Consider the following 25,369-nt stretch of genomic DNA (forward strand, 5'->3'; position numbering starts at 1 on the left):
TGGTCCATCAGCGAGGTGCGCCGTCAGTTCGGCGACGTGCGGCTGGAGCGGGTGCGCGACGAGGAGCTCGATGGGCTGCTCAACAGTGCTTATGCCGACACGGGCAGTGCTGCCGCCGTCGTGGGCGCGGCGGAAAACGAAGTGGACCTCGACCGGTTGATGCAAGACATCCCCGAGATCACCGACCTGCTGGACACCCAGGACGGCGCGCCGGTGATCCGCATGATCAACGCCTTGCTGACCCAGGCCGCACGAGACGAGGCCAGCGACATCCACATCGAACCCTACGAGAGCCATTCGGTGGTGCGCTACCGCGTCGACGGCACCCTGCGCGACGTGGTTTCGCCGCGAAAGGCCCTGCACGGCGCGTTGGTGTCGCGGATCAAGATCATGGCCCAGCTCGACATCGCCGAAAAACGCCTGCCCCAGGACGGACGCATCGCCCTGCGCGTCGCCGGGCGCCCGATCGATATCCGCGTCTCGACGGTGCCCACCGGCCACGGCGAACGGGTGGTGATGCGGCTGTTGGACAAGCAGGCCGGACGCCTGCAACTGGAAACGTTAGGCATGGACCCGGACGTGCTGGGCAAGCTCGATCACCTGATCCGTCAGCCCCACGGCATCGTCCTGGTCACCGGTCCCACCGGTAGCGGCAAGACCACCAGCCTCTATGCCGCCCTGGCCCGGCTGGACGCCAGCGTCCACAACATCCTCACGGTGGAAGACCCGGTGGAATACGACCTGCCGGGCATCAGCCAGATCCAGGTCAACGCCAAGATCGACATGACCTTCGCCCTGGCGTTGCGGGCGATCCTGCGCCAGGACCCGGACATCATCATGATCGGCGAAATCCGCGACCTGGAAACCGCGCAAATCGCCGTGCAGGCCTCCCTCACCGGTCACCTGGTGTTGGCGACGCTGCACACCAACGACGCGGTGTCGGCCATCAACCGCTTGATCGACATGGGCGTCGAGCCGTTCCTGCTGGCCTCGTCGATGCTCGGCGTGCTGGCCCAGCGACTGGTGCGCAGGCTCTGCCCGCAGTGCAAGCAACCGGATCCGGCCACGCCCGGCACCTGGCGCCCGGTGGGTTGCCCGAGCTGCAACCAGACCGGCTACAGCGGGCGCACCGGGATCCATGAACTGTTCTGCATTGACGATGACATCCGCACGCTGATCCACCAGGGGGCAGGGGAGCAGGCACTGCGCGCCGCTGCCCGCCGAGCCGGGATGTTCAGCATGCGCGAGGATGGCGAGCGCTGGGTGCGCAGTGGCACCACGGCCCCTGAAGAAATCCTGCGCGTGACACGGGACGCCTGATGAATCGCTACCGTTTCGAGGCCGCCGACGCCCAGGGCAAGATCGAATCCGGACATTTGGAAGCCGACAGCCAGGGGGCAGCCTTCAACCTGTTGCGCAGCCGTGGGCTGACGGCATTGCAGGTGCAGGTCGAGCGCAACACGCCACCGGCCAACGGCGGAGGCTTGTTCAGCGCCAAGCTCTCGGACAACGACCTGGCCTGGGCCACCCGCCAACTGGCGAGCCTGCTGGGCGCCAGCCTGCCGTTGGAGGCCGCATTGAGCGCTACGGTGGAGCAGGCCGAGCGCAAGCACATCGCCCAGACCTTAAGCGCGGTGCGCGCCGATGTGCGCAGCGGCATGCGCCTGGCCGAAGCCCTGGCGGCACGCCCCCGGGATTTTCCGGAAATCTATCGGGCGTTGATTGCCGCCGGTGAAGAGTCCGGCGACCTGGCCCAGGTGATGGAGCGATTGGCGGACTACATCGAAGAGCGTAACAACTTGCGGGGCAAGATCCTCACGGCGTTCATCTACCCTGGGGTGGTGGGGCTGGTGTCGATCGCCATCGTGATTTTCCTCCTCAGCTACGTGGTGCCCCAGGTGGTCAGCGCGTTCTCCCAGGCCCGGCAAGACCTGCCCGCGCTGACCGTGGCGATGCTCACTGCCAGTGATTTCATTCGTGCCTGGGGCTGGTTGTGTTTTGGCGTGCTGGCCGGTGGCTTCTGGAGTTGGCGTATGTACTTGCGCAAACCGGCGGCGCGGCTGAGTTGGCACGCGCGGGTGTTGCGCCTGCCGCTGATCGGGCGTTTTGTACTGGGCCTCAACACCGCGCGGTTTGCCTCGACCCTGGCAATTCTCGGCGGAGCAGGGGTGCCGTTGCTGCGAGCCCTGGAGGCGGCGCGCCAGACGCTGTCCAACGACCGTCTGAGCCTGAGCGTCAGCGAGGCCACGGCCAAGGTCCGCGAAGGCGTCAACCTGGCGGCGGCGCTGCGGGTGGAAAAAGTCTTCCCGCCGGTGCTGATCCACCTGATCGCCAGCGGCGAGAAAACCGGCTGCCTGCCGCCGATGCTCGAACGCGCCGCACAAACCCTGTCCCGCGACATCGAACGCCGGGCCATGGGCATGACCGCGCTGCTGGAGCCGCTGATGATCGTGGTCATGGGCGCGGTGGTGCTGGTGATCGTCATGGCGGTGTTGCTGCCGATTATCGAGATCAATCAGTTGGTTCAATAGCCCACCGCGCACAAAACCGTGGCGAGGGAGCTTGCTCCCGCTGGGCTGCGCAGCAGACCCAAAACCTGACTTTCCAGTACAACAGACAGATCGCAGTCAGCCGGTTTGGGGTCGCTTCGCAACCCAGCGGGAGCAAGCTCCCTCGCCACAAAAGCAGCCCGTTGTTTGGCAGTGACGCGACACCTCCCGAGCCTCACCCTCGCCAAACTCGGGTTCCTCGTTCTGTCATCTTCCGTCGCCCGGCAACCGTCCACCGCCCCCTCCACGGCCAACCCTCGCCATCCCCCTGGAAAATCCGCCTGAACCCACGGCGCAGAGCCCTCGAACACCCGAGGAAAAAACCTGAAAAACAGCCCTCGGCTCCCGAGGTTTTTTCCTTTATCTGTCACCGGAAACTGCGAATTTCTAACCCATGGCCTCACCCCATCGCCACCGGCACAGGACCGAGCGCCATGACGGCAAGCACGCGTCACCCAACCTTCGTACGAACACGATGAAAGGAGATTCTTCATGTTTAAGCGCAACGTTCTCGCGGTATCCCTGACCCTCGCCGGCCTCTGCGTCGCTCAGGCCGCCATGGCTGATGTCAACGGCGGTGGTGCTACCTTGCCTCAGCCGCTCTATCAGACTTCCGGCGTACTGCCTGCCGGTTTTGCCCCCTACATCGGCGTGGGCAGCGGTGCTGGCAAGGCTGCTTTCCTGACCAACGACTACACCAAGTTCGTGCCTGGCGACACCAGCGGCAAGAAAGTGCACTGGGCTGGTAGCGACTCCAAGCTCAGCGCCACTGAACTGAGCACCTACGTCAGTGCCCACGGTGCCGCCTGGGGTCCATTGATCCAGGTGCCTTCGGTCGCCACTTCGGTTGCCATTCCGTTCAACAAGACTGGCACCGCCAACGTCGACCTGAGCGTCAACCAACTGTGCGGCGTGTTCTCCGGCCGTCTGACCGACTGGAGCCAGATCACTGGTTCGGGCCGTACTGGCGCAATCACCGTGGTTTACCGTTCAGAAAGCAGCGGCACCACCGAGCTGTTCACCCGCTTCCTGAATGCCAAGTGCGCTGAAACCGGCACCTTCAGTGTCACCACCACCTTCGCCTCCAGCTACAGCGGTGGCCTGCCAACTGGTGCCGTTTCCGCCTCCGGCAGTGCTAACGTGATGACTGCACTGAACGCTGCGCAGGGTCGTATCACCTATATGAGCCCGGATTACGCCGCTACTACCCTGGCCGGTCTGGACGACGCCACCAAGGTCGCTCGTGTTGGCGGTCTTTCCCCTGCACCAGCCAACGTGTCGGCAGCTATCAATGCCGTTACGGTTCCTGCTGTTGCCGACCGGTCAAAACCAAACGCCTGGGTGCCTATTTTCACTTCCCAAAAAGTGATCGATGAAACCATTCCGGCTGATCCTAGCTTGCGCCTCTACCCAACCACCGGCTACCCAATCCTGGGTTTCACCAACGTGATCTTCAGCCAGTGCTACGCCGATGCGACCCAGACCACTCAGGTTCGCAACTTCTTCAGCCGTCACTACGGTTCGTTGACCAACAACGACTCGGCCATCACCGCCAACCGTTTCGTGCCACTGCCTTCGGCTTGGAAAACTGCCATTCGTGATTCCTTCGTCACGGCTTCCAGCGGTCTGAGCATCGGCAACACCAGTGTCTGCAACGCCATCGGTCGTCCGTTGTAAGCCCAGGCTTGAACGACCTGCAACAGCCGGTCAGCAACGGTGAAAGCCGTTGCTGACTTTTTGCGTCATACCCGCGCCAACACAGCCACATGAAATTTTCATGACATCCGTTCGGTCCCGAGCGGCTGTAACCGCCTATCCCCTATAACCAACGCTGGCAGCTTGATAGCACTGCGTTGCGCCCCCTTAGAGCGAACCCGAAAGGATGAGTAGGATGCTGCGCTGCAAACCCCAGACGAACCTGAATGCTCCACGTCGCGATGGCGAGTTGTCGATGTTGCGGCTCAAGCCGCTGGCCCAGGCCATTGCCCTGCTGATGGTGGCTGGCAATGCCCAGGCGGCGACCGCGTTCAGTTCGGCCTGGTTTGCCGCCAAGGGCGCGTCCCCTGCCGGTGGCGCGGCACGGCCCACGACGGCGTTGCCAGGCATGCCGCCGCCCTTGGCCCAACAGCAACGGGCCAATGCGCAGTTGCAGCGGTCGCTGACCAACCTCAACAACACCGTGGCCGCCATCGCAGCCCAGCAGGCGGCGCAAGCGGCAGGAAGGCAGGCCGCGTTCGGGCAAATCCAGACCGTGCCCGACGGCTTGGGCGAGGGCGGGCTCAAGGTCGATAACAGCCTGGCCCAGGGCTGGCTCAACGCCAAGGGACCGCAGCAGACCCAGGCCGGCGGCAAGACCACGGTGAAGATCGAGCAGACCGCCGACAAGGCGATTCTCAACTGGGAAACCTTCAACGTCGGGCGCAACACCACGGTGGATTTCCAGCAGCAGTCGGACTGGGCCGTGCTCAACCGGGTCAACGATCCGCAGGCGCGACCGAGCCAGATCCAGGGCCAGATCAAGGGCAACGGCACGGTGATGCTGGTGAACCGCAATGGCATCATTTTCAGCGGCAGCAGCCAGGTCAACGTGCGCAACCTGGCGGCGGTGGCGGCCAACATCAGCGATGAGCAATTCAGCAAGCGCGGCTTGTACGTCGATGCCACTGGCACCCAGCCGACCTTCACCGACGCGGCGGGCAAGGTCGAAGTGCAGCAGGGCGCACTGATCGAAACCCACCGCGCCTCTACCTCTACGACCGGTGGTGGTTATGCCTTGTTGCTGGGTAGCGAAGTGGAGAACGCCGGCTCTATCATCACCGCCAAGGGCCAGACCTCCCTGGCGGCGGGCGACAGCTTCTACATCCGCCGGGGCCAGGGCACCAGCGGTAACCTGCGTTCCACCACCCGTGGCAACGAGGTGGCGACGTCCCTCAAGCCGGGCAGCAGCGCCGGCACGGTGATCAACAGCGGCCTGATCCAGGCCAGCACCGGCGACATCACCCTCACCGGACACAATGTGCAGCAGAACGGCGTGGCCGTGGCCAGCAGTTCGGTGGACACCCGCGGCACCGTGCACCTGCTCAACGCCTTCAGCGACAGCACTGGCAGCGTGACCCTGGGGCTGGGCAGCGCCACGGCGGTGTTGCTCGACGCCGCCGGCGGCAGTGCCCTGGACAGTCAGCGCAATGCCGGACCGGCCGGCCTGGATGGCACGCCGAACAACCTGATCACCGGCCAGTTCAACAACCTCAGCAGCGTGGTCGACCGCACCGATCAGTCGCGGGTCGAGATCGTCAGTGGCGGCAGCGTCGACTTCCAGAACGGCTCCATCACCCTGGCCACCGGCGGCCAGGTCGCGGTCAGCGCCGCCGGGCGCAGCCTGGTGCGCGATGGCGCGGTGATCGACGTATCCGGCGCCATTGGCGTCAAGGTGGCGATGGAGTCCAACTCCATCAAGGTCAACGTGCAGGGCAATGAACAGCGCGATGCGCCGGTCAACCGCGACGGCGGCAAGCTGACCAACAACGATGTCTGGGTGGATGTGCGTGACTTGATCTACGTGCCGGCAGGCACCAATGGCTACGCCACCGACCGTTGGTACACGGCGGGTGGGCTGTTGGAAGTCGGCGGTTACTTGGGGACCCGAGGCCACAGCGCCGGTGAATGGGCTGCTCAAGGCGGCACCCTGACGTTCACTGGCAACGACGTGGTGACCCAGCAGGCAGCGCAACTGAACCTGTCTGGCGGTACCCTGGATGTGCAGAGCGGCTACTTGCGGCAGTCCTGGCTCAAGGGCGCTGATGGGCGTTTGCATGAATTGTCCAAGGCGCCGGGGGACATTCTCTACACCGGTATCTACAAGGGCTACGAAGACCACAGCCAGCGTTGGGGCCAGACCGATTACTACTACAACCCGCTGATTGCCCCACGCGAGCGTTTCGAAGCCGGCTACACCGTCGGCCGCGATGCCGGCAAGCTGGTGGTGTCGACCCGCAACGCGGTGCTGGAAGGCCAAATCGTTGGTGAGGTCTACCAGGGTGAACGCCAGACTCAGGCGCCGAATCTCAACCTCGACGGTTACCAGCAATCGCAAAATGCCGTGGCCCGACGGGCGCAGTTGTGGGTGGGCAGCTACACGCCGATCTATGACAAGACTGCAGGCGTGATCAACAGCGGTTTGAACCCCACCTTCGATCAGGTCACCGTCGGCAAGGTGACCGACAAGATTGCCGCGGGCCAGGACCTGACCTCGGTGGTCGACACCGATCGGCAAGGCAAGCTGGTGCTGGATAACGAACTGCTCAATGGCTTTCAGCTCGGCGCGGTCAAGGTGGCGGCGGCAGAAGGTATCAAAGTCGATGGCACGCTTAAAGTGGCCGATGGCGGCGACATCACGCTTTATGCACCACAGGTGGAAGTCAACGCCAACCTGACGGCTCGCAGCGGTCGCATTGCCTTGGGTAACGTTCTTAAGCAGGTCAGAACCGATAACTTCCAGATGGGAGACGTCGTGCTTTCGCCCGCCACCGGTCAGCGTGCCGGGGTCACGTTGGGCGAGGGCGTGATGCTGAACACCGCTGGGCGGTGGAGCAATTTGCTGCTTGACGGCAACGACCGCCAAGGCCTGCCGTTCCTCAACGGCGGCACGGTGTCCGTGCGCAGCAGCGGCGACATTGACGTGCGTCAGGGCAGTCGGATTGACGTCAGTTCCGGTGCTGCGGTCATGGCCGATGGCAAGACCCGCGGCGGCAAGGGCGGTGACCTGACCCTGACCGCCAGTACCGGCGCATCGTCCGATAACGGCGCCTTGAACCTTGACGGTGAACTGCGCGGCACCGGCGTGAATGGCGGCGGGACCTTGACGCTGGCGGCCAATAAAGTGCTGATCGGCGACAGCGGCTCGCCGCTTGAACCGGGCACCCTGCAACTGGGCGGAGACTTTTTTGACAAAGGCTTCTCGGCCTATGACATCACCGGTAACGAAGGTCTGACCGTGGCCGACGGGGCCCAGGTCGATGTGACGATGCCGGTGTACCGCTTTGGCGAGCAGGCGTTGAACACCGGCAGCGGCGCGGAGCCGGCCGATGCGTTGCAGCGCTGGACGCCGGAGCTGTACCAGGAAGATGCGATCAAAGGTGTCATGACCCAGCGTCGCGGCGCGAGCCTGAGTCTCACTGCCGGTACCGCGAACTCCAGCGCCGCCGACATGGCCAGCACGGTGTTGAACCTGGGCAAGGGCAGCGTGGTCAGCGTCGATCCGGGCCAGGGCATCGATGTGCGCAGCATCGGTCAACTGACCGCCAACGGTACCCTTAATGCGTGGGGTGGGCGGGTCAGCCTCACCGGGTTGAGTGTCATCGGTGCGGAGGGTGAAGCCGTCAACGCTCAGGGCCACGGTCGCTCCATCTGGCTGGGCGAGCAGGCTCTGATCGATGTCTCCAGCCGGGCCGTGACCGCCCAGGATATGCGCGGTCAGACCTATGGCCTGGTACGTGATGGCGGGCAGATTGTCATCGGCGGCCAGATCGACGCCGAGAAAGGTTCGGCTTCCGCATCCGAACTGTTTGTGGTGGTGCGCGAGGGCGCGCGTCTGCAAGCGGATGGCAGCCAGGCCGTGCTGGATATTCCCGGACAGGGGCGCACCTCGGTGGCGAGCAATGGCGGCAGCATTTCCCTGGCGTCGGCCAATGGTTTGTACCTGGATGGCGCATTCAGCGCCCATTCGGGCGGGACAGGGGCGGCGGGCGGCAAGTTGTCGGTGGCATTGGAAACGCCTTACTACGTGAAGAACGCCGCCAGCGACCGAGCGATGAAGGTGCGTGAGTTGGTGTTGGGACAGACCGCGCCTGCGAGCTTGCTGGAGGGTAATGCCGAGACAGCGGCGGACTCGTTGGTTTACGGCCACGGGCGCTTGGGTGTTGATCAGGTCCAGTCGGGAGGTTTCGACAGCCTGGCGCTGTTGAGCAATGGACTGTTGAGCATCGATGGTGACGTGTCGCTGTCCCTTGGCCAAAGCCTGAGCCTGTATGCCCGCAACTTTGTCACGAGTGCAGCCGCGCCAAATACCCGGGCTCAACTCAATGCTTCCCATGTACTGCTGTCGGGCCCCGCGGCCAACCTTCCAAACAAGGATAACTACGTCCGACCGGTGGTCGACGGCGGCGTATCATTGCAGACGAACAAGGCCGTGTTTTCTGTCAACGCAGACCTGTTGGATGTGCAGGGTAACGTGACGTTCAGCAGCAAGGGCACCGTGCGGCAGGCCGACGGCAGCACCGTCGAGTTGGAGCGCACAGGTTTTGACCGGGTTCAGTTAAGCAGTCGGGGAGATGTGCGATTCCTGGCCGGGTTCTCGAACGAAGGGTTGCCTTTAGGTTTCACAACTCAACTGGTGACGCCTGCGGACATGATCCTGCAGGCCGCCCAACTGTACCCAGCGACCGGCGTAGGCGCTCGTGTTTTGGCAGGGTATGGCTGGGGGCGCGATCCCGTTAACAACATCCCTCTCTACGATCCGACGCGCAGTCTGGTTATCGGCCGTACCACCCAGGTCGTCCCCCAGGTGCCTTATTCGGTGTTCGGTCGCTTGCAATTGGGCAGTGCGAAGATCGAACAAGGGGGTGTCGTACGGGCTCCGCTTGGGCTGCTTGAAGTCGGTACAAATGATAGCTCGGCGGGCATATCTGCCCGGCTGGACTTGTTGCCGGACAGTTTGACCTCCGTCAGCGGCCTAGGGCTGATCCTGCCTTATGGCGGTACTGTCGATGGGCAGAGTTACCAGTACGCAGGCAAAAAAGTCGTTCTGCTGGGGCAAGGCGCAGTGCCCTCCGACAATGGTGACCTCAATGTCGGCGTGATTCTGGGGGGGCAGTCGGTGGTTGCTCAGGAAGGCTCGGTACTCGACCTCTCGGGGGGTGGTGACTTGCTCGGCGCCGGGTTTATCTCTGGCCGAGGGGGTTCCACCGACGCGCGTTTCAATCCGCTGGTACAAATCGGCGCGAACGGCGGTTTTACCTTGCCGGGCCTATCCAGCAACCCGGTCTATGCCATCGTGCCGGGCAACCAGAGCCAATATGCACCAGTCGCCCCCGAAGGCGGCGCAGTGGACCCCAGGGTAGGCCAGCAAATTACCATTGGTGCTGGCGTTCCGGGATTGGCCGCGGGTACCTATACCTTGATGCCCTCCACCTACGCCTTGTTGCCGGGAGCGTTCCGGGTCGAAGTCAATGGCCTGGCGGGGCAGGGGGTGACAACGGCTGCGCAACAGATGCGCAACGGCTCCTGGACCACCGCTGGGGTACTGTCGGTGGCTAATACCGGGCAGCGCAACAGTTTGTCCAGTCAGGTCATTCTGACGTCGGGAGATGTGCTTCGCCGCTACTCGCAATACAACGAAACCAGCTACGCCCAGTTTGCCGTGGCCGACGCCGGACGCCTGGGTGTCCCCAGGGCTTTATTGCCAGTGGATGCCAAGACTTTGAAGCTGAACCTGGCCAGGGGCGCTGGGGATCAGGCGTTCTCCTTCAAGGGTATTGGCAAGTTCGCGCCTCAGACGGGTGGATACGGCGGTACCGTTGCAGTGGTGGGGGGCACCGGTAGCGCACTGGAGGTAGTTGCCGACGGGCGCGGGGCCACGGCCGGTTTCGAAGGTGTGACCCTCAATGCCGCAAGCCTCAATGCATTGAACGCCTCGCGCCAAGTGATCGGCGGCCAGTTTTCAATTCTTTATGGCCAAGGGGGTAACTACGTCACGCCACAAAGGGTCTCCCGCAGTGTGACTTTGCGTGAAGGCGCGACTCTGGCGGCACCGGAGGTTTTTCTGCTGACCGACGGGGGCGAGCTGTTGGTGGAACAAGGCGCCGCCATCAACACCCTCGGGCAAGGCAAGGCGGCGTACGATGCCCGTGATGGCTTTATCTATAACCTCAATGTGAGGAACCAGAATTACAATTTGCTGGCGGCTTCCAACGGCTTGCTCAACGTGCTGGCTCCGCAATCGGGCTCCACGGGTTCGGTCAGTATCGGCGGTTGCAGCCTGACACCGTGCACAGGCGTGACGAAGATTCACTCTGAAGGCAGTATCGTCGCCGCCTCGGGCAGCAGCCTGGAACTGGACGACCAAGTGCGCTATGGCACCCGTCACCTGACGCTGGCCCTGAGCAACATCAACGTTGGCACCGCCCAGGCCCTGAGCGCTGCGGCAACGCACCAGGTCTTGCCGGCGGGGCTGACCCTGAGCCAGACCGTGCTCGATCGCCTGTTGCGCGGGGACACCGAGTACGGTGCTCCGGCCCTGGAAACCCTCGAACTGTCGGCCAGTCAGGCGCTGAATTTTTACGGTACCGTCAGTCTCGACACCTATGACCCGACAACAGGCAAGTCGCGCCTGAATAATCTGATGCTCAGCACCCCTGCCATCTATGGTGCCGGTAGCGCCAATGATGTGGCGACCATTCGCACCACCAACCTGATCTGGAACGGCGCTGTCGGCGCGCCGGGTTCGGTGATTGCCGGTGGGGCCGGTACCGGTGCCGGTCGCCTGGACATCCAGGCCCAGCGCATCGAATTCGGCTACGGTGACTTCGCCCAGCCCAGCTCGGTCAGCACCCTGGACCGCCTGGCCCTGGGATTCGCCAACGTCAACCTCAGCGCCAGCGAACGCCTGACCGCCAATCACAAGGGCAGCCTGGCGGTGTATCAAAGCCAGGGCGCCTATGACGCAAAAACAGGCTACGTCTACAGCGGCGGCAACCTGAATATCCTCACGCCGTTGCTCACGGGTGAAGCCGGATCGGTCAACCGCATTACTGCAGGCGGCGTGGTCAATGTAACGGGCACAACCGCTAAGCCTGGCGCTGTCTCCGGGCTAGGGGGCGAGCTGTCCCTCAAGGGCGCGAGCCTCAACCTCGCCAGCGCAGTGGTGCTGCCCAGCGGCAAGCTCACCCTCAGCGCGACGGATGACCTGACCCTGACGGATGCGGCGCAGATCGACCTGGCTGGGCGCGCAGTCACCTTCAACGATGTGACGCGTTACAGCGCCGGTGGTGAGCTGATCCTGCAAAGCCGCAACGGCAACATCCGCCAGGCGGATGGTTCAAGCATCGACCTCTCGGCCCGTAACAACCAGGCTGGCCGGCTCAGTGCCGTGGCCCTGGACGAGGCCGCCGGGATCGTTGATTTGCAGGGTCGGATTCTCGGCAGCAGCACGGGCGAATACGACGCCGGCGGCACCGCCATGCCGTACCTGGCCGGCGGTGTGGAAGTCCAGGCCCAGCGCCTGGGCGGCAACGGCAGCCTCAGCGAGCAGTTCGCGGCCTTGAACCAACGATTGGATGACGGACAGGTGTTCGGTTCCCGTGGCTTCCAGCTCAAACAGGGCGACCTGGTGATCGGCAACGAACTCAAGGCCTCGACCATCAGTGTGTCGGTCGACAACGGAAACCTGTTGGTCAATGGCAAGGTAGACGCCAGCGGCGAACGGGTCGGCAGCATCCGGCTCGCCGCCGGGCGCTCTCTGACCCTGGGCAGCAACGCGGTGCTCGACGCCCACGGCAATCGCCTGCGGGTGGACAGCTACGGCAAGATCATCGACTCACCGAACCGCGCCATGGTCGACCTGACCTCCCGGGGCGGCGTGCTGACATTGGCCGACGGCGCGCGCATCGATCTGCGCCATGGCACCGCGGCGCCTGCGGGGCAGCATGATGGCCGCGCTCGCGGCACCCTGGAACTCAATGCCCGGCGCGCCGGCCCGGATGCCACCCAAGGTGACATCGCCATCGATGCCAGCGGCAACCTGGATATCCAGGGCGCGCGGTCCATCGCCGTCAATGGTATGTGGCAGTACAACGATGCAGCCTTTGGCAGCGATCCGGCGGCCAGTGGCCGTCCTTATCAGGTCATCGACCAGGCCTACCTGGATGGCAAGCACCAGGATAGCCTCGCCTTCATCAACGCGGCGCTGGCCAACAGCGATTTGATGCAACGTAGACTCGCCGGCCTGAACAACGCCCGTTACGCCGATGCGTTCCACCTGCGGCCCGGCGTTGAGATTGTCAGCGCCACGGCCGACGGCGACCTGGTGGTGCAGGGTGACCTGGACCTGTCCGGTTATCGCTACGCCAGTGTCAACCCGCACACTCGGCAAACCGCCGTGTACGGCTCCGGTGAGGCCGGCGCGCTGACCCTGCGCGCCGGGGGCGACCTGAGCATCTACGGCAGCATCAACGACGGATTCGCTCCGCCGCCCGCCACTCAGGATGACAAAGGCTGGGTGTTGCTGCCCGGCATCGATTTCACCGGTGGCGACATCGTCGTCCCCGGTGCTGGCGTGACCCTGGCCGACGGTACGGCGTTCCCTGCGGGAACCACGCTCAACTACGACTTACCCATCAAAAACGTGACCCTGGCGGCCGGCACCCGGTTGCCAGTGGCGGCGATCCTGGAACAACCCTTGGAACTGCCGGCCGGCACGGTATTGGCGGCTGCGGTGCACGACGCCTCCGGCAACCTGCTGTTTGCCGCCGGCACTTTGCTGAGCCGGGCCCAGACCCTCGAAGCCGGCTCGCAGTTGGGCGCTGGCAGCGTGTTGAGCGGCGCCACCGCTTTGCTCGGTTTCACCTGGCCCAAGGGCGTGGCGCTGCCCAACGTGGCCGACGCGGGCAATGTCCAGAGCAATATTCTCAAGCTGGACGGCAGCCTGGCGTTGAACCGCGGTTCGCTGATCCCGTCCGGCACCGATGTGAAGTTGCCCAATGGCGTCGAGTCGATCCAGCTACGTCCGGAAATCGCCGGCAGCGATGGCCGCATGTGGGCTATCGCCCCGATGCTCGCCGAGGGTTCGCAATCCTGGTCGCTGCGGCTGGTGGCCGGGGCGGATACGACGGCGGCGGACAGCCGGATCGTCCAGCCCGATCCGGTACAAGGCGACTTGCGTCTTGCCGATAGCCACTACGGCATGTTTGGCAAATCCGTGCCGGCCAAGGGCACCTATCAGTGGACTCAACTAGGGGTCGATGAGCTGGCGGGCGCGGGGTTCACGGTAGCGCTCGGACAAACCGTCGACCTGACAATCGTGAGCAATTTTGGCTACGACTCGGTTGACGCGTTCTGTGCGGATTTCGCTGGTATTTGCGCGCTTCAAGCTTCTTACAGATGGACCAAGGCAGCGGAGGAGGAATTGGCAGGTTCCGGCTTTGAGGTCAAGGCCGGCGAGCTGATCAGCCAGGCCGCTGCGCAGTTTTTCCAGTTTGATTCGGTTCAGTCACTCTGCGACGCGGCGCCGAGTGTCTGTGCCCCCGCAGACGTGGAGTATGAAGCGGTTGCCGGCAGTGTCCGTCCGAGCGTCATCCGCACCGGCACCGGCGACCTGGAACTGCTCAGCGGTGGCAGCCTGCGCATGGATTCGTTGTTTGGCATCTACACCGCCGGCACCTCGTCGGCACCGACGTTCCCAGGCGATCCCTACAACCAGCCCAAGGCCCTGGGCGCCAACGGCAAGGTACTCACCGACGAGGATGGCAGTAACGAAAAGCTGGTCGATGGCGGCACTGAAAGTCTCTATCGCGCCTGGTATCCGGACGCGGGCGGTAACCTGTTGCTTAAGGTCGGCGGTGACCTCAGTGGCAACCTGACGGCGCCTGTCAACTCTAACGGGCGACCGAACCCTACCGACATGGGCCAGGATTCGGCCAATGTAGGCAATTGGCTCTGGCGCCAGGGCAATGGTGATTCCGCGAGCAGCCAGCCGACCGCCTGGTGGATCAACTTTGGTAGTCATACCGCGTCGACGGTGTCGGGGGGCGCTGATCAAATGGCCGCTTTCACCGGGTTCGGGACTTTGGGTGGCGGTGATCTGGATGTACAGGTGAAGGGTGACGCGGGGGTGTTGAACCGGCTCGCCGGTAACGACTTCAACTCAAACATCAACCCTCGTAGCCAGGGGCTGCTGTTGGCGGTGGGCAGCACCGGACGTGTGGGCTCTGATGGCAGCCTGCAATTGACCGGCGGTGGCGATCTCAACCTGCGTGTGGGTGGTGTTTTGAATCCCGAGAGCTCGTTCACCATGGGGCATCTCAACGGCGCGATCATCAATTTGCGAGGACACGCCCAAATCGATGGTGGTGCCATTGGTCGTATCGACCTGCTCTACGGCAACAGTGCCCCAGTGCAATCCCCTGGAGAAACACGGGCCTACGACTCCTTCAAGTCCACACGAGGAGCTGCAACCGGTGGACTGACCCTCATGCCTGGTGATGCTACCTTCGATCTGCGTACGTTGGGCGACTTGGTCGTGATGGACGTTGCCGACCCAGGCCGGGCGCCGATGATGAGCGTGTCGCCCTTCAAAAATGGTGCGACTAACGGCTCGGGCGTGAGCTGGTTTTCGTTGTGGACGGCTAATACTGCGATTGATCTCTGGTCATCGGGGGGCAATCTGACGCCGCTGATGTCTGGGGGCGAGACGGACTTGGCGGTAGTCTACCCATCGATTCTGCGGGCCGTTGCGGCCAGTGGCAGTCTTTACTACGGCCAGGCCAAGGTCGCAGGCTCCGGTAACTCCAGTAACGGCTATCGCTCAGCCTTGCTGCTTGCCCCCGGCATCAACAGCGAGTTGCAGTTCCTCGCGGGTGACTCCATCTATGGCGGTGACCTGACGGTCAGTCGCTCTGGTGCCTCGTCCACGGCCATGGCCACACCATTTCGGCCGGCCTTCATGGGGCTTGTCGGTAACACTGTGGTGGTCAGTAATCTCTCCGTCGATGCCAATCGTGTCTCTATAGGCGCAAATACATTGCCGTTGTTTGCTTTTGACAGCAGCAGCGCGTCCGACGAATGGGCGAGCAACACCGATCCTGCCCGTTTCTATGCGCTCAAGGGCGACTTGCTGGCCGTCAATAGCGGGCGGACGATGACGTTCACCACCCCGAATGACAGCCGATTCGGCCAGACTTATTACGAAGGAACCGGGTCGGTGTGGATGATGGCCGGGCGGGACATCGTCAGCAGCGGAACACCGCTGAGTGGCGGCCAGGGTGGTGAGTTTGTCACGGGGCAGTACACCAGCGCCGGCAACCTCTTCATCCACAACAACCCCACCGACATCTCCATCGTGTCAGCCGGGCGCGACATCCTCTACAGCAACTTCAACGTCGCCGGTCCCGGCCTGCTGGAAATCACCGCCGGGCGCAATATCCTGATGGACGACAAGGTCAGCATCACCAGCCTCGGCGCCGTGGTGCCGGGAGATTCGCGCCCTGGCGCGAGCCTGGTGCTGCAAGCTGGCGTGGGCCTCAACGGCGCGGATTACGAGCGCTTCGTCAAGGCCTACCTGGACCCGGCGAACCAGGCCCTGGCCGGTGTGCCGCTGGCGAACCAGGACGGCAAGGTCGCCAAGACCTATGAAACCGAATTGGTGGATTGGCTGAAGAAGCGCTTCGGTTTCAGCGGCGACACCGAGCAGGCCCGCAGCTACTTCGCGGCACTGCCGGCCGAGCAGCAGCGGGTGTTTGCCCGCGACGTGTACTTCGCCGAACTCAAGGCCGGCGGGCGTGAGTACAACGAAGTCGGTGGCGTGCGCCAGGGCAGTTACCTGCGCGGGCGCGAGGCTATCGACTTGTTGTTCCCGACCAAGGACGTGGCGGGCAATCCGATCACCTACAAGGGCGACATCACGATGTTCGGCGGGGCGGGGGTGCACACCGATTTCGGCGGCAGTATCCAGATGCTGACCCCGGGCGGCGGCCAGACTTTCGGCATCGAGGGCAACGCGCCGCCGTCCACCGCAGGCGTCATCACCCAGGGTGAGGGCGATATCCAGTTGTATGCGCATAACAGCATCCTGCTGGGGCAGAGCCGGATCATGACCACCTTCGGCGGCTCGATCCTCGGCTGGTCGGCCCAGGGCGACATCAACGCGGGTCGCGGTTCGAAGACCACCGTGGTGTACACGCCGCCCAAGCGCTTGTACGACACCTGGGGCAACGTGACCCTGTCGCCGTCGGTGCCGAGCACTGGCGCGGGTATCGCCACCCTCAACCCGATTGCCGAAGTGGCGCCGGGGGATATCGACCTGATCGCGCCGTTGGGCACCATCGATGCGGGCGAGGCGGGGATCCGGGTGTCGGGCAACGTCAATATCGCGGCGTTGACCGTGGTGAACGCGGCCAACATCCAGACCCAGGGCAAATCCACCGGCGTGCCGCTGGCGGCCTCGGTGAACACCGGGGCCATCACCTCGGCCAGTTCGGCGGCGTCTTCGGCGACGCAGGCGGCTGAAGACGTGGCCCGTCAGCAGCAGAATGCGGCGCGGCAGAACCAGGCGTCGGTGTTTACCGTCCAGGTGGTGAGTTTTGGCTCCGAGCAACTGGCCCCGTCCCGCGACGGCGCCAGCCGCGAAGCGCCTCGGGCCTACGACCCGGCCAGCCCGGTGCAGGTCCTGGGTGCGGGGCCTTTGGACGAACAGAACCGCCAGCGGCTGACTGAGGAAGAGAGGGGGCGGTTGAGTTTGTAAGGGGGGCAGGGAGGTTGGCTGTGCCGGCGTCATCGCGAGCAAGCTCGCTCCCACAGGTGATCTTGGGTGTTCATGAGTCTTGTGTTCACCACGGGCCCACTATTGTGGGAGTGGGCTTGCTCGCGATAGCGGTGGGAAGTGGGTTACAGCCACCGCGGGGTGGTGAAGAACGAGGCCATTTCCGAGCGGGCCAGGGCGGCACCGAAGTAGGGGCCTTGGACATGGTCGCAGGCCACGTTGCGCAGTTGGCTGAATTGCCGGGCGTTTTCGATGCCTTCGGCGGTGACCATGAGCCCTACGCTGCGGCTCAATCGGATCATCGCCAGGACGCCCTCCTTGTCATCCTCCAGGCCCAGCTGCGTCAGGATGTTGCGATCGAAGCGGATGCCATCGAACGGCTGGTCCAGTACCTCGCGCAGGGAGGCGATGCTGGTGCCGAATTTGTCGATGTTGATCCGCACGCCGAGGTCCTTGAGCGCATGGAGGGTGCTGGCGACGGTCTTGTGGTCGGCCAGCAGAACCCCTTCGGCCACTTCCAGGGTCAGCCGGTGAGGCGCCAGGCCGCTTGCTTGGAGGGCCTCTTGTACCTGGTCGAGCAGGAAGCTGCTGTTGAACCACCGGGGTGAAACCGCGATGGAGACGTTGACGGCGCTCGGCCAGGTGGCGGCCTCTTCACAGACGTTGATCAGCATCCAGGTACCCAGCTCTTCCAGTTGGCCCGAGGTTTCGGCCACCGGTATGAAGTCGGCCCCACCCAGTTCACCTTTCTCGGGGTGGTGCCAGAAGGTCTGGGCTTCGAAACCGTGCAATTGCTCGGCGCTCACGTCGAAGCGAGGCAAGTAGCGCAGTTCCAGTTGATCCCGTTGCATGGCGTCGCGCAGTTGCTGTTCGTATTGCCGCCGGTCGCGGGCCAGGTTGCCCATGGCTTCCACATACACGCGCCAGGTGTTGCGGCCGGCGGCCTTGGCCGCATACAAGGCGATGTCGGCGTGGCGCAACAGTTCATCGGCACGTTCGTCTCCGGGTTGCGACCAGGCAACGCCGATGCTGACCCCCAGGTACAGGGTATTGCCGTCCAGGTGCATGGGCCGTTGCATGCAATCGATCAGCCGTTCACAGAGTTGATCGAGATCGTCGGCATCGCCCGGGTCGGGCATGACAATGACAAACTCATCACCGCCCAGACGTGCCACCAGATCAGTTCCGCGTACGTTTTGCTGGAGGATATGCGCCACCTCCTTGAGCACTTTATCGCCCACGGCATGCCCCAGGGAGTCGTTGACCGGCTTGAATCGGTCCATGTCCAGGTTCAGCAGCACCAGGGGCGGACGATCGGCTCGGTCCAGGTGCTCGCGCAGGCAATCGAACAAGCGGTTGCGGTTGGCCAGCCCGGTCAGTGGATCATGCAGGGACAGGTGCTTGATCTGGGCCAGAGCCCGCAATTCGTCGGTGATATCGGTGGCGGTGCCGCGAAAACCCAGGGTGCCCGCTTCGATGGCCCGCACCGAGAGTTTGCAGGTACGGATGCGCTGGTTGCGCGCGGTGTACTCGCACAGCAGCGGCGCCGAGGAGTCGCTGTTGGCACCGCCGAGCAGCCATTGGGCAATCGAGATCGAGCCGCCATGGGGGTGAAGCAGACGGTGCAGGGGTTTGCCCAGCCACTGCGTGGGACTGAAGCCGGTCACTTGTTCGAAGCGTTCCGACAGATAGGTCAGGGTCCCGGTCGAATCGACCTCCCACAACCAATCGGATGACACTTCGGCAATGTCGCGGAAACGTTCTTCACTGCGTTCCAGCGCCTTGCGATGGGCCAGCAGGCTGGCGTACTGGCGTTCCTGGGCGCGGAGCATGGCCAAGGCATGGCGCAGAACGGCCAGGGCCAGAATCCCCAGCACGAATAACGCCACGGCCAGCAACGGCAGGAGGATTTTGCGCAGATCCTGGCCCGGGGTCTGCGGCCGCCAGGCCAAGGCTTCCAGGGTCAGGTTGTCGAGCAGCAGCTGGGCGGTATCGGCGGGGCCCGGTGTCCTGGCGATATGGGCATCGGGCAGGGCGAAGTCCCGCGCCAGGTTTTCCAGGGCGCCGGGATCAAGGACCTTGACGAAAAGCATCAGGCTGGGCGGGCCGGGGATTTCGGGCACGCTGCTGTCCGTGCCGATGGTGATGGCGGACGCGGCGACAAACGCAGGGGCGTCCTCGTGATGGAGCATCTCGACGACCACTTCGTCGTGATTTTGCGCAGCGGCGGCTTTTTTCAACAGCGCTCGCAAGTCGCCGGTCAGCCAGGTGTCGGCATTGACCTCACTCATCTGGCCGTCGATCACCGAATAGACGGTCTGGCCGGTCGGCGAAATGACAAACACGGCCTGGTAGCCATAGAGCGAATACACGCTGCTGCCGACGTTTTCCTGGTCGTAGGCCCATTCCTTGTCGACGCTGACATGCAGGTGCCGGTAGGCATCGCTCCACTTGGAATAATCGCTCAGGTCGCGTCCGATACCTTTGCGGATCCCCTCGACGGCCTGCTGGGCGAAAAACAGGCTCTGTTCACGGGCGCGGCGGTCCTGGACGCCGGTGATGTTGAGCAGCACGGCGATCGCCAGTGCGGACATGACAAACAGCAGGAGCATGATGGCCGGAAAAGTGCGACGGGTGAAACTTCGGGTTGGCGAACCCGGGGAAAGGACAGTTGAGTCATTGCCAGCAATTTCAATCATAAAAATAAGTCATCAGCCAAAAAGCGATTTCACCCGCACCTGTCTTATATCGGCTGGTGAGCTGATTTACTTAGTCGTGATCACACAGGAACCGGCGGATATGGGGGCTTGCGTCAGGTGCGAGCCTTGAAGCGCAGCGTCCATTCGAGGGCGAAGTCCCGCTGGCGCAGGTAACTGACCCCGGCGGCGGCCAGCAGGGTCATGAATGCGGCCAGCGCCGCCAGGGCCATGTCTTTTTGTGAGTCCCATGGGTCCTGTTGGGCGCCGACAAAGGCCTTGGCGGTATCGCCCCCGATGTAGGCGCCGCCCAGCCATTCGATGATTTCGTAAATCGCCGACGACGCAAGAATCAGGCTCCAGGCCAGGAAATACCCCCTGAACCCCGTTGCTGGCGCAACCCGTAGCAAGGCCTCGCGCAGCGGATAGGCCAGCAGCAGGCCGTAGCTGAAATGCACCAGCCGGTCGAACTGGTTGCGCTGGAAACCCATGAATTGATCAAGCGACTGGCCTCCCGTCAGGGTCTGCCACCACTGGTTGTAAGGCACCTTGGCATAGGTGTAATGGGCGCCGATTTCATGGATGCAAAGGAAGACGAACAACAGCGTGGCGGACAGTCGGGAAAAGCTGAATCGCCGATGAACGGTCACCAGGACCACCAATAAGGCTATGACCAGCAGGTTCTCCGCCAGCCAGTCGCTGCGTTTTATCGGCGCAATGGCCAGCCACCCCCACACCACGCAGAACGCCAGGAGCAGGGACCGTTCATAGCGACGATGCAGCTCAACGGTTGGCATCGCGTCGTGCCTCACTCTTTATCCGTGCGCTGGCCCGGCAGCAGGGCGCCCAAGACCTGCTTGGCGGTCTCCACCACGATGCCTCGCTCGTTCGGGTCGCCCTGGAGCAGGGTCGAGGCAAACTTTTTCGCCTGTTCCAGCTTGATGTGCGGCGGCAGCGGTGGCACATCGGGGTCGGTGCGAAACTCGATCAGCACCGGACGACCCGCCGCCAGCGCGGTTTCCCAGGCCGTGGCCACGTCGTCCTCGTGCAGCACTAGGATGCCCTTCAAGCCAATGGATTCGGCAAACAGGTGATAGGGCACGTCGGGGATGTCCTGGGAGGCGGCGAATTTCGGATCGCCCTCCATGACCCGTTGTTCCCAGGTGACCTGGTTCAAATCCCGATTATTGAACACCGCGCAGATCCAGGTGCCATTGGCCCAGGTACGCCAGTATTTGGCGACGGTGATCAGCTCGGCCATGTTGTTCATCTGCATGGCGCCATCGCCCACCAGGGCGATCACCGGCCGCTCCGGATGGCAGAACTTCGCCGCGATGGCGTAGGGCACGGCCGCGCCCATTGACGCCAGGCCACCGGACAGCGAACACATCATGCCGCGCCGGATCTTGAGGTCCCGGGCGTACCAGTTGGCGCAGGAGCCGGAATCGCAGGTGATGATGGCGCGCTCCGGCAGCCGGGGCGACAGTTCGAAGGTGACGCGCTGCGGATTGATCGGCTTGGCAGGGACCCGGGCGCGTTTTTCCAGGGTCCGCTCCCAGCGTTCGCGCCAATGCTCGATCTTCTTGCGCCAGGCGCGGTCGGGTTTTTCTTCGATCAGCGGCAGCAGGGCGCGCAGGGTGTCGACGCTGTCGCCGTGCAGGCTGATTTCCATGGGATAGCGCAGGCTTAGCATGTCCGCCTGAATGTCGATCTGCACGCCCCGGGCCTGGCCTTCAGGGGGCAGGAACTCGGCGTAGGGAAAGCCGGAGCCGATCATCAGCAACGTGTCGCAGCCGGCCATCAGGTTGTCGCTGGGCTCAGTGCCGAGCAGGCCGATGGTGCCCGTGACCCAGGGCAGATCATCCGGTACGGCGGCCTTGCCCAACAGCGCCTTGGCCACGCCGGCGCCGAGTTTCTCGGCAATGGCGATCACTTCGTCGGTGGCGTGCAGCGCTCCGGCACCGACCAGGATGGCGACTTTCTTGCCGGCATTGAGGACCTCGGCGGCCTTGCGCAGGTCCTCTTCGTAGGGGACGACGCTGGGCTTGCGGTAACCGACGCCGGAGTGAACCGTACCGTGCTTGTGGCGTGGCGCGGTGTATTCCATGTCCTGGAGATCGTTTGGCAGGATCAATGCCGTGACCCGGCGCTCGCCCACTGCCGTACGTACGGCGCGGTCCAACAGGTGGCGCACCTGGGCGGGCACACTGGCTTGCTGCACGAATGCTCCGGCCACGTCCTTGAACAGGCTGACCAGGTCCAGTTCCTGCTGGTAATGCCCGCCCAGTGCGGCGCGCGCCTGCTGGCCGCTGATGGCGAGCACTGGCATGTGGTCCATCCGGGCGTCGTAGAGGCCGGTCACCAAGTGGGATGCGCCGGGCCCGGAGGTGGCGATGCAGACGCCCAGCTCACCGGTGAACTTGGCGTGGGCGCAGGCCATGAAGGCGGCCATTTCCTCGTGGCGGGCCTGGATGAAGCGGATTTTTCCCTGGGCGCGGTTCAAGGCGCCAAAGACGCCGTTGATGCCATCGCCCGGATAGCCATAGATACGGCGAACCCCCCATTCGTAAAGACGTTCCACCAGAAAATCACCGACGGTCATGCTCATGCCTGTCCCTCGTTTCAGGCTGCGGTCGCTTGGCGCGACGTACAGCGGTTGACGTTCATACAGGACTTGACCGGCGTATGCCGTCCAAGGTTTCGATTTTTTCAAGGGCGCGGACCTGTGGTCAGGGGCGGCTTGTATAGGATCGACTTCCCTGGGCTCAAGCCGCGTGTCGCGGCCGTTGGCGTCGCTGGGTGGCCTGGGCCAGCTTGCCCACCAGGCGGATGGCGGTGGCGGAGCAGATCAGGCCGAAGGGCAGCACATACCAGGCGCTCATGGGGACCACTGTCGCGAGCAAGCTCGCTCCACAGGGGCTGTGTCAGCTTGCGAATGCCAGGCGCAACTCGGCGCACAAGCCGCCGCCGTCGCGGTTGCTCAGGGTCAGTGAGCCGCCCATGGCGATCGCCAATTGCTGGGCGATGGCCAAGCCCAGGCCGGTGCCGCCGGTTTCCCGGTTGCGTGAACTTTCCACCCGATAGAACGGCTTGAGCACTTCGGCCAGTTCCTGCTCGTTGATTCCGGGGCCGCGGTCCAGAACCTGAATCGCCAATTGTCCGTTGTCGGCGAGCTGCACATGGATCTGCGCCGAGCCACCGAACTTCAGGGCGTTGTCCACCAGATTGACCAGCACCCGCCGCAGGGCATGGGGACGGGTGTCGATGACGGCGGCGTTTTTCCCGGTCAATTGCACGTCCTTGCCCGTGTCCTGGTAGTCGAACGCCAGGCTGTCGAGGAACGCATCCAGGCTGATCCGGCAACTGGCTTCGGTGGCGCCGTGGATGCTGCGGGCATAGGCCACACCTTCACGCACCAGGTGCTCCATTTCATTCAAGTCGCTCCACAGCTTGTCTTTCTCGATCCCCTCGTCCATGAATTCAGCGCGCAGCTTCATACGCGTGATGGGGGTCTGCAAGTCGTGGGAAATCGCCGCCAGCAACTGCATGCGCTCCTTGAGGTAGGCAGCGATGCGGTCCTGCATGGCGTTGAACGCTTTGGCGGCATGCACCACTTCGGTCGGGCCTTTCTCGTCCAGGCGCACGCTGTGGGCGTTAGGATCGAGGGTTTCCACCGCCTCGGCCAGTCGGGTCAATGGGCCGACGGCGAGGCGCACGGCCAGCCAGGTGCAGCCGATCAAAAGCGCCAACTGCCCCAGCAACACCATCGGCAGCCAGGGGGAGAGGGGCGTCATTGCCGGGCGTACGTCGATGGTCAGCGGATTTCCGTCCCCCAGGCGCAGGTGCGCCTGATAGTGCATTTTCGGTCCGGGAATCTGTTTGAAGGTCAGGCCGTAGGCCTGGCCGATGGCTTCCTGGATCGAACTGACCGAGATCGGCGCGTCGGCAAGGTCCATCGGTTGTCCGGGCTGGCCTTCGTCGAGCAGGTAGCCATAGTTGCGCCGGGCGAGTTTCGGCAGCCAGGCCGGGCGTTCGGCGGCAGGCAGACGGTCAAGAATGGCGACGGAGGTCGAGACGTCGGTTTCCAGGTTGCCGAGCATGGTCGACTTGGCGCTCTGGTAGCGCTCGTAATACTGGACGCCGAAGGACAGCCCCTGGGCCAGGATCAGGCCGACCAGGAAGATCAGCGACAGCCTCGAGGCCAGCGTACGCGGCCAGCGCAACGACAGGTTCATACCGAGGCCTCGAGGATCTCCACCGGCAGCGAGAACACGTAGCCTTCGCTGCGCACGGTCTTGATGTAGGCCGGCTCTCGCGCGTCGTCCAGCAGGCGCTGGCGCAGGCGACTCACCAGCAAATCGATGGAGCGATCGAACAGGTCGGCGTCCCGGCCCTGGGTGAGGTTAAGCAACTGGTCGCGGTTGAGCACCCGTTGCGGATGATCGAGGAAGACTCGCAACAAACGATATTCGGCGCCGCTCAAGGCAACCATGGTGCCGTCGGTGTCCAGCAGGTGGCGGGCGGTGGTGTCCAGGCGCCAGCGCCCGAACGCCAGCAGGCGACCGCTTTCGGTGACCACCAGGTTGGGCGGCAGCATGCGGGTGCGGCGCAGCACGGCATTGATGCGGGCCAGCAGCTCACGGGCGGCGAAGGGCTTGACCAAGTAATCGTCGGCGCCCATTTCCAGGCCGATGATGCGGTCGGTTTCGTCGTTGCGCGCGGTGAGCATCAGTACCGGCGTGGCCTTGTGCTTGCCGGCACGCAGCTCCCGGCACAGCACGAGGCCGTCGTCACCGGGCATCATGATGTCCAGCACGATCAGGTCCACCGGGGTCGTTTCCAGGAAGGCGCGCATTTGCCGGCCATCGGCAACGACAGTGGTGCGCAGACCGTTCTTTTTCAGGTAGTTGCCAACCAGCTCTCTGATCTCGCGATCGTCATCCACTATCAACACGTGATCGACATGATCCATGGTGTCCAGCTCCTCGGCGTTTCGTTGTGAGCAGTCTACAGGCACCGGCTGGCCTGGCTCGCGGCGGTTTGTATTGCAGTGTATCTGGCGCGCGACGGATACACAGCGATGCAAAAAGCCACCTGGCTCGATACAGGCGCGATACCTGCGCGGCATTCAATGGCGTCCATCGAGGCAACACAACAGGCCTCGGCAGGTAAACCCATTGAATCGAGGAATCGCCATGAACAGCAAAGCCATCTACGCCGCCTGCCTATTCGCTGCACTGAACATTTGCACACTGTCGGCCCGGGCCGAAAGCAACGTGCAGGCGCAAACCTACGCCTACGGCACCCACCTGGACATCCAGAAAGTGCTGTCCCTCAGCGAAGACACCGAGCCGACCTGCGGCGTGGTCAACGCCCACATGACCTACCTGGATTCGGCAGGCCACAAGCAGGCGTTGGACTACCGCAAGTTTTCCGACAACTGCAGCAACCAGAACTGACCTGCTTTTGTGGCGAGGGAGCTTGCTCCCGCTGGGGCGCGAAGCGGCCCCTTTATTTTCCTGACGTACCCAGTTGTCAGGTCGATTTCGGGGGCTGCTGCGCAGCCCAGCGGGAGCAAGCTCCCTCGCCACAGG

10 protein-coding genes are annotated in these 25,369 nt (G+C 63.6%); 5 read left to right on the top strand and 5 right to left on the bottom strand.

Going from position 1 to position 25,369, the window contains the following annotated elements:
- The 4 genes from gspE to BLU76_RS26955 form a co-directional block, all read left to right on the top strand.
- A partial coding sequence (gene gspE / locus BLU76_RS26940) for a type II secretion system ATPase GspE (protein WP_139211681.1) occupies positions 1-1,320 on the top strand: 1,320 nt, incomplete at its 5' end.
- A complete protein-coding gene (gspF, locus tag BLU76_RS26945) occupies positions 1,320-2,531 on the top strand; it encodes a type II secretion system inner membrane protein GspF (protein WP_092145861.1) in 1,212 nt (403 codons plus the stop codon). The genes gspE and gspF, both read left to right, overlap by 1 nt.
- A 510-nt stretch (positions 2,532-3,041) precedes the next feature.
- Positions 3,042-4,226 carry a substrate-binding domain-containing protein gene (locus BLU76_RS26950; protein WP_092225181.1) on the top strand — a complete coding sequence of 395 codons (1,185 nt, stop codon included), beginning with the start codon at positions 3,042-3,044 and terminating at the stop codon, positions 4,224-4,226.
- Positions 4,227-4,440: 214 nt separating this feature from the next.
- Positions 4,441-17,061 (top strand): filamentous hemagglutinin family protein, encoded by a 12,621-nt coding sequence (locus BLU76_RS26955; protein ID WP_092225183.1) that lies wholly within the window; start codon positions 4,441-4,443, stop codon positions 17,059-17,061.
- A 143-nt stretch (positions 17,062-17,204) separates the two neighbouring features.
- Here BLU76_RS26955 and BLU76_RS26960 read toward each other — a convergent pair whose 3' ends face one another.
- From BLU76_RS26960 to BLU76_RS26985, 5 genes are all read right to left on the bottom strand, one after another.
- Positions 17,205-19,778: a bifunctional diguanylate cyclase/phosphodiesterase gene (locus BLU76_RS26960; RefSeq protein WP_092145855.1), complete on the bottom strand. Its 2,574-nt coding sequence runs from the start codon at positions 19,776-19,778 to the stop codon at positions 17,205-17,207.
- 113 nt (positions 19,779-19,891) lie between these two features.
- On the bottom strand, positions 19,892-20,572 hold the full coding sequence (locus tag BLU76_RS26965; RefSeq protein WP_092225185.1) for a DUF2238 domain-containing protein: 681 nt from the start codon (positions 20,570-20,572) through the stop codon (positions 19,892-19,894).
- Between the two features lie 11 nt (positions 20,573-20,583).
- On the bottom strand, positions 20,584-22,383 hold the full coding sequence (locus tag BLU76_RS26970) for a thiamine pyrophosphate-requiring protein (protein ID WP_092225187.1): 1,800 nt from the start codon (positions 22,381-22,383) through the stop codon (positions 20,584-20,586).
- A 316-nt stretch (positions 22,384-22,699) separates the two neighbouring features.
- Positions 22,700-24,010: an ATP-binding protein gene (locus BLU76_RS26980; RefSeq protein WP_092225189.1), complete on the bottom strand. Its 1,311-nt coding sequence runs from the start codon at positions 24,008-24,010 to the stop codon at positions 22,700-22,702.
- Positions 24,007-24,747: a response regulator gene (locus BLU76_RS26985; RefSeq protein ID WP_003202589.1), complete on the bottom strand. Its 741-nt coding sequence runs from the start codon at positions 24,745-24,747 to the stop codon at positions 24,007-24,009. The genes BLU76_RS26980 and BLU76_RS26985 overlap by 4 nt, the downstream gene beginning before the upstream one ends.
- A 223-nt stretch (positions 24,748-24,970) precedes the next feature.
- On the opposite strand from BLU76_RS26985, the gene BLU76_RS26990 reads away from it, so the two are divergent.
- Entirely contained in the window at positions 24,971-25,234 is a 264-nt protein-coding gene (locus tag BLU76_RS26990; RefSeq protein ID WP_092145848.1) for a DUF2790 domain-containing protein, read from the top strand.
- The last annotated feature ends 135 nt before the right edge of the window (positions 25,235-25,369 follow it).

The sequence above is a fragment of the Pseudomonas sp. NFACC08-1 genome, from assembly GCF_900106735.1.
Taxonomy (GTDB): Bacteria; Pseudomonadota; Gammaproteobacteria; order Pseudomonadales; family Pseudomonadaceae; genus Aquipseudomonas; species Aquipseudomonas fluorescens_Q.